The sequence below is a fragment of the Treponema sp. genome, assembly GCF_017430385.1.
Classification (GTDB): Bacteria; Spirochaetota; Spirochaetia; order Treponematales; family Treponemataceae; genus Treponema_D.
The window spans coordinates 1-6,163 of record NZ_JAFRNB010000166.1 but is presented as its reverse complement, the minus strand read 5'-3'; the positions used below and the strand labels follow the sequence as shown (position 1 = coordinate 6,163).

Here is a 6,163-nt window from a genome sequence, read left to right as displayed (position 1 = left end):
TTCTGCCTTGAGGGCCGGGTTGAAGCTGAAGAGGTTCCCTTCGCAGCATAGCTGCTCGGAGAATCGCTCAAAACCTGTCTCACAGGTTTTGCCCGCCACAGGCGGTCGCTCCCTAAGTAGCCGGCTTTTACAGCTGCCTTCATCTCGTCCTGACAGTGGTTGCGAATCTTCGATTCTAGCTGCCGCCCTTAACGCCGTGGAGCTCACATGGAGCGTATCCGATGATGAGTGACGGGCCATTGTAAGCTTCTGCTTCCTGAATGACTTTGAGAGCCTGTGCCGGGTTAGCACCGAGGGCAATCTGTCCGACATATACGTAGCCGTAGCTCATAGCGATTTCAGAGAGTGACTTTTTGCCCATCTCTTTACCGGCAGCTGCGAACTGACAGACTTCACCGATGTTAGAAGCCTTTGATGCCTGTCCGCCTGTATTTCTGGAAGCAAGCTTCCTAGCGTACATCTCTGTATCGAATACCATAAAGGGCGTTCCCCTTCGGGTCAGGCTTTCCGCCCTTCCGCCTTTCGGCTCCATTCCTACACTTCGTTTCGGAACTGCTTCGCAGGGGCTACAATCCTTAACGCTGTTCTAAATAAAAAATTTTTCTTTTTACATTAATACTATAATTTCTCTAAAATTTGTGTTACAGTGTTACGGAAAAAATGCAGACGACAAAAATTAACAATCGCCGCTATCTGGGCAATAAATACAGACTTCTCCCCTTTATTACCGATGTGATTTCGGCGGAGTGCGGTGATTTTGGCACTTTTGCAGATATTTTTGCAGGAACTGGTGCAGTTTCCTCTGCCTACATCGACAAACATCTTATCACAAACGATATTCTCTACAGCAACTATCTCTGCCACCTTACTTGGTTTTCTGATGAGCCATTTGATGAAAATAAGATTGAAAAATACATCTTATATTTCAACAGTGATATTCCCTATCAAGAAAACTATATGACAAAAAATTTTGCGAACACTTACTTTTCAGATAAAGTTTGCTCAAAAATCGGTTTTATCCGTGAATATATTGAAAATGAGTACAATTCAAAGAAAATCAACGACAAGGAACGCGCAATGCTCGTAACTTCCTTGCTCTACGGCTTGGATAAAATCGCGAATACTTGCGGTCATTATGACGCTTACCGAAAAAATGTAGAATTAACCGACGAACTAGTTTTATCCTTGCCAGAACCAAACACGAATCTGCAGCACAATGAGTGTTTCAACTGCGATACAAACGAACTTGTCAAGACAATTTCAGCCGATGTTGTCTACATTGACCCCCCATATAATTCGCGACAGTACAGCGATGCCTATCATCTAGTGGAGAATATCGCCCGCTGGCAAAAACCCGACGTTTTTGGCGTTGCTAGAAAAATGGATAGAACCGCTCTCAAAAGCAAATACTGTACCCGCGCCGCACCGAAAGCCTTTGCGAATTTGATACACGATTTGCAGGCAAAGTACATTGTAGTGTCTTACAACAATATGGCACAGAAAGGCAACGACCGCTCGAACGCCCGCATTTCCGATACGGAGATTTTAAACACTTTGCAGGCAAAAGGCATAGTCAAGACTTTTTCCGAGCAGTTCAAGGCATTCACCACGGGAAAATCAGAACATCTCGATAATGAAGAGAGGCTTTTTGTCTGCAAATGCAAATGAATACGAAATCCGACATTATAAAATCTCCGCTCAACTTTACAGGTGGAAAACACAAACTTCTTCCGCAACTGTTACCATTGTTTCCCGATGATGTTCACACTTTTATCGATTTATTCTGTGGCGGTTGTAATGTCGCTTTGAATGTTACCGCTCAAAAAATAATCTGCAACGACAAGGACGAAAAACTGATTGGCTTGATTTCTTTTTTCAAGCAGACGACTTTTTCTGACTTGCTTCCGAAAATCAAAAAAATCATCGCAGATTTCAATTTGTCCGATTCAAATGCGAACGGCTACGATTTTTACAACTGCAACTCGTCAAGCGGTTTGGGAAATTTCAACAGAAACGGCTTTACTGCCCTGCGCGACAAATTCAATTCGCTGTCGCCTACAGATGAAAATTATTTTTTAATGCTCTATGTGCTGATTGTCTACTCGTTCAACAATCAAATCCGTTTTAATTCGGACGGAGAATTTAATCTTCCTGTCGGCAAGCGCGATTTCAATATCAAAATGCAAAACAAATTGAAATCATTTTTGACCGCTCTTGGAACGCAGAGTATTTATTTTATAAATAAGGATTTTTCCGAAATACCGCCAAGCGAACTGACCGAGCAAGATTTTGTCTACGCCGACCCGCCGTATTTAATCACTTGCGCGACCTACAACGAAAAATCTTGGAACGAAGCGGAAGAAAAACGACTGCTTTCTTACTTAGATGAACTTAATGAAAACAATATCCGTTTCGCGCTTTCAAATGTGCTTTCGACCGACAACAAAACAAACGCAATCTTGCAAGACTGGCTGACCACACACAAAAATTATATATGTCATCACTTGGATTTTTCCTACAGCAATTCAAATTATCATAAAAAAAATATAGCACAAACGGACGAAATTTTGATTACGAATTATTAAAAATAATATTTTATGCGAAAGGAATTCTATCTCTCTTTGTAATCTTGAAATAATCAGTATTCGTTTCAAATAAGACAAGGCATTGCCCAGATGGATTTATCGTGCTTTTATACAGAATTCCATCAATTTGGATGTCGGCAGTTTTTCGTAGTTGTGTACAACATTGCGCAATAAAGTTAGGAACTAAATATTCTTTTGGACGAGGTGACGGATTTTTTAATGGGTATTTACAGAATTCAAAAACAGGACACTCCCTGTCACGAATATCCAAAACATAAAGTGGTCTTTTTGTTGTGATTTGTATGTATTGTAATTCTTGTTCTTCTTTTTCCTCTGTAGTTGGTTTCAATTCCTTTTGAATTGTCTCTATTGATTCTCCTAAGTAATATGCAGGGCTTCCCGCAGGATTAAAGCGTTCTGTGTGGGTGCAATATGCAGGAGCTTTCATCATTTCATCATCTGTAAATACAATTTCATTTTTTGAGTGTTTTCTTCCATGCAAGAATGTTGCCCCATTGGGTATTCTTGTAAGATTTTTTGCAAGAGATGTGCGCAATTCATTTAATATGGCTTTTGCAATACCGTTTTCCAACGCAGTATAAGGCTGAGTTTTTAAAGTTTCCAACAGTTCTTGAACATCTTGGCGAGAAATATTTTTAAATAATTCTGGAAGTCCATAAATATCTTTGATTACGGAAGAACAAATAGTTTCGTTTTCATTTTTCCACTCTAAATCACCATCTCCATCTAATTCTGGAGAAAAGGAATCGTCAAGAATTTCTGTATAAAGTCCTTGATACGCATTTGAAAAATTTCTCTCATAATAAAATAATACAGGCAGTTGATTTCTCACCACAGACAAAGAATCTATAAAAGAAAAAGATGATTGAAGCGATGAAAAATAATCGATGAATGACTTGTTAAAGCCCATTAGCATTTTTGCTTGTTCAGATAGTTCTGCAATTCCCGATATGGCTACTTGATTAGCATGTGGCAGTGTTAGTTCCAATGCCCCATTTAATGCAGAGAAATCATAAACACCTAAAAGCTTTTGAAGGTTTTGTTGTGCAATCCCAATATTTTTGAAAGGAGCTTGTATTGATTCAAGCCGATTAACAAAATCAATTGTGGGTTGCAGTGTACGAGTTGCCGCAGTCATATAATCGGGAATTTTGGGCATTAGTTTTGTATATGCAGAAAAAGAATCTATTGCTTTTGAAAAACGGTTGTATTCTGAAAAAATATCATCATATTTGCTCATAAACAAATAGTCCTTATTTCAATAAAGCAATTTTTTCTTTCAAATCCGCATACCATTCTTTTGGAGCAAGCGGACTTTCTTGCAACTCATGGAACAGTCTGTATAATTGCGGATATTTTACGCCTTTTTGCAGAATTGCAATCAACAGTTCATTTTCAAGTGGTGTTATCATCATTCCGTTTATGACTTCTTCGCCGTTGCGCCCGCCGTAATATTCCATTTTTCTGCGATTGCGGAAGTCTGAAATGACATTGATGTGCAGGAAGTTTGTAATGAAAACACAATAAGAATCTAAGTCTTTATGAGCAAGCATATATTCACCCAAATGCCTTGAAACTGGCTCCATTTCCATTCTTCGCTGGTTTGTTGAATCTGCTAAAGTTGCTTCAATTAAGAGAGTGTGTTTCGGATAACCGTTTTCTGCTTCGTATTGGAAAACTAAGTCTGCTTCGCCACCGCCCGCGTGAGTTTTTGGAAGCAAATCGGCTTCAAGCGACAAGTTCATAAAAGAAAGAATATCGCCTTTGCGTTCACTGATTTTGTACCACGCAATTCCCAAAATGTACTCAAAAATTGTCGGAATATCCGCATCATCTGTAACAAGTTCTTGAATTTCTTTATCCGCCCGCTTGCTGATAAGTTGCAGAATGTAAATAAGTTGCGTGTCGGAAAACTTTTCGTCAATAAGTTTGTTGAATCGTTCGGTTCGCTCGTCAGCGACAAACTGTTTGATGTCGGCAATTTGTGAAAACGATGTTTTGTTGTCCTTGTTGATTGCTTTGAGTAATTTTGCTTCATCGAGTTTCAAGAATGGTGAAATTTCTTCAAGCGTTTGCAGTTCTGCAACTTTGTCTGATTTTTCAAATGCGAGATTATAAAATTCATCGGTCAAAAGTGAAAAATAATACTTCGGAATGACATCGAATTTAACTTGCTCATCAGCAAAAAGTAATGTATCTGAGATTTTAAGATAACGGCGGTTCAAGTCAAAATAATCTTCTAAAGTCTTCTTTATTTTTATAAGGTGCATTGTCTTAAAAAATACAGTTTTAAACTCAACTTCATCGCCAAGATTTGAAAACATATTCGCAAGCTGCAAGTGTGTAAGAGGTGATTTCTTGATTGAAGCACTTGAAGATGTTTTGAACAAAAATTTTCTCCAATGCGTTTTTACATTGCCAATGTCAGAAGCTTCATAAAGATTCAAAATCTCTTTAGTCGAATTATCACCATCGAAATAAACTACTTTAATAGCGTTGTACAACGGTAGATAAGCCCTATCGTAATTTTTGCTTTTGCGGTTCAGCCCGACTCTGCAAAAAGTTTCTTCTGTAACAATTTTCTCTGATATAAAAAAGTCCAAAGCATCTTTGTAGTTCTGCTGTTGCATAAAGATTTCCGTGACAATATCGTCTACGCTTATACCTTTTCCACGAAAATCATACAATTTGCTTTCAATAAATTTGGTTGTTTCACGACTTATGCAGAGTGGAAACAGATACATGAACTCTTCTTTGTTTAGGTAATTGAAATTTTTAAGCAGCCGAGCAAGCAAAACAAACGGACGAATTCCAGTATCTTTATCAATTGCTATGTAAGTTTTGAGGAGTTGCTGAAAGTAGATAAAACTATCTTTCGGAATTTGCAAGAAATTGTCGCTTGAAAAATCTCCATTTTTTGAAATTTCTAGCAGTTTCTTTCCAACATCAGTCAAACGGCGGTTGTCGTCGATTAATCCGATGTCACGCATTCCAGATGTTTTCTGCCGTGCATCCTTTGCTTTGCGCGGAGCTTCACCGTCTTTTAAAAATCCCCTTTCCTTGATAAAATTGTAGTATGCCTCTTGAACGCTCTCGTTACTTTCCCATTTTTCATTCGTATATTCGGGCTTTTGCCAAAATTGATTGAGTAGATCCAATTGCTGCTCAATCTTCTGATTGAAATTCTGCATACGGAAACTCGTCGTTCCCAAACTATAATAAAATGATTTAAAGGCGATGTTTTCTTCTGACATATTTTTATTTTAACATAAAAATATCTTTTAATACACATTAAACAAAAACGCCCCCTGCAAGGAAAAATCTCCTCACAAGGGGCGTTCACGTCACCTATGATTTTGCGTTAGCAAAATCGAATCCGTGTGACATCTTATTTATACAACTCAACCAGCTTCTGCAAGTGTACGAATCTGTCCTTAGCAGCCTGCTCGTTCCTGTCGAAGAGAACCTTAGCTCGCTCCGGGAACTTGCGTGTAAGAGCTGAGTATCGAGTCTCGTTGTTCAAGAATGCCTGGTAAGTTCCGTCGCCTTCTTTTGAA

The 6,163-nt window shown here is 38.7% G+C and carries 5 protein-coding genes; 2 read left to right on the top strand and 3 right to left on the bottom strand.

Annotation, left to right across the window (positions count from 1 at the left end; genetic code table 11):
• Positions 1-175: 175 nt before the first annotated feature.
• On the bottom strand, positions 176-478 hold the full coding sequence (locus IJJ71_RS12585; protein ID WP_296847497.1) for a thiamine pyrophosphate-dependent enzyme: 303 nt from the start codon (positions 476-478) through the stop codon (positions 176-178).
• 182 nt (positions 479-660) lie between these two features.
• On the opposite strand from IJJ71_RS12585, the gene IJJ71_RS12580 reads away from it, so the two are divergent.
• Together IJJ71_RS12580 and IJJ71_RS12575 are read left to right on the top strand one after the other, a co-directional pair.
• A complete protein-coding gene (locus IJJ71_RS12580; RefSeq protein WP_296847496.1) occupies positions 661-1,668 on the top strand; it encodes a DNA adenine methylase in 1,008 nt (335 codons plus the stop codon).
• Positions 1,659-2,585: a Dam family site-specific DNA-(adenine-N6)-methyltransferase gene (locus tag IJJ71_RS12575; RefSeq protein WP_296847494.1), complete on the top strand. Its 927-nt coding sequence runs from the start codon at positions 1,659-1,661 to the stop codon at positions 2,583-2,585. Before IJJ71_RS12580 ends, IJJ71_RS12575 begins: the two co-directional genes overlap by 10 nt.
• A gap of 10 nt (positions 2,586-2,595) precedes the next feature.
• On the opposite strand, the gene IJJ71_RS12570 is transcribed toward IJJ71_RS12575, so the two are convergent.
• Positions 2,596-3,846, bottom strand: coding sequence for an RES family NAD+ phosphorylase (locus IJJ71_RS12570; RefSeq protein ID WP_296847492.1), 1,251 nt, complete (start codon positions 3,844-3,846; stop codon positions 2,596-2,598).
• A gap of 13 nt (positions 3,847-3,859) precedes the next feature.
• On the bottom strand, positions 3,860-5,860 hold the full coding sequence (locus IJJ71_RS12565) for an AlwI family type II restriction endonuclease (RefSeq protein WP_296847490.1): 2,001 nt from the start codon (positions 5,858-5,860) through the stop codon (positions 3,860-3,862).
• Positions 5,861-6,163: the final 303 nt, after the last annotated feature.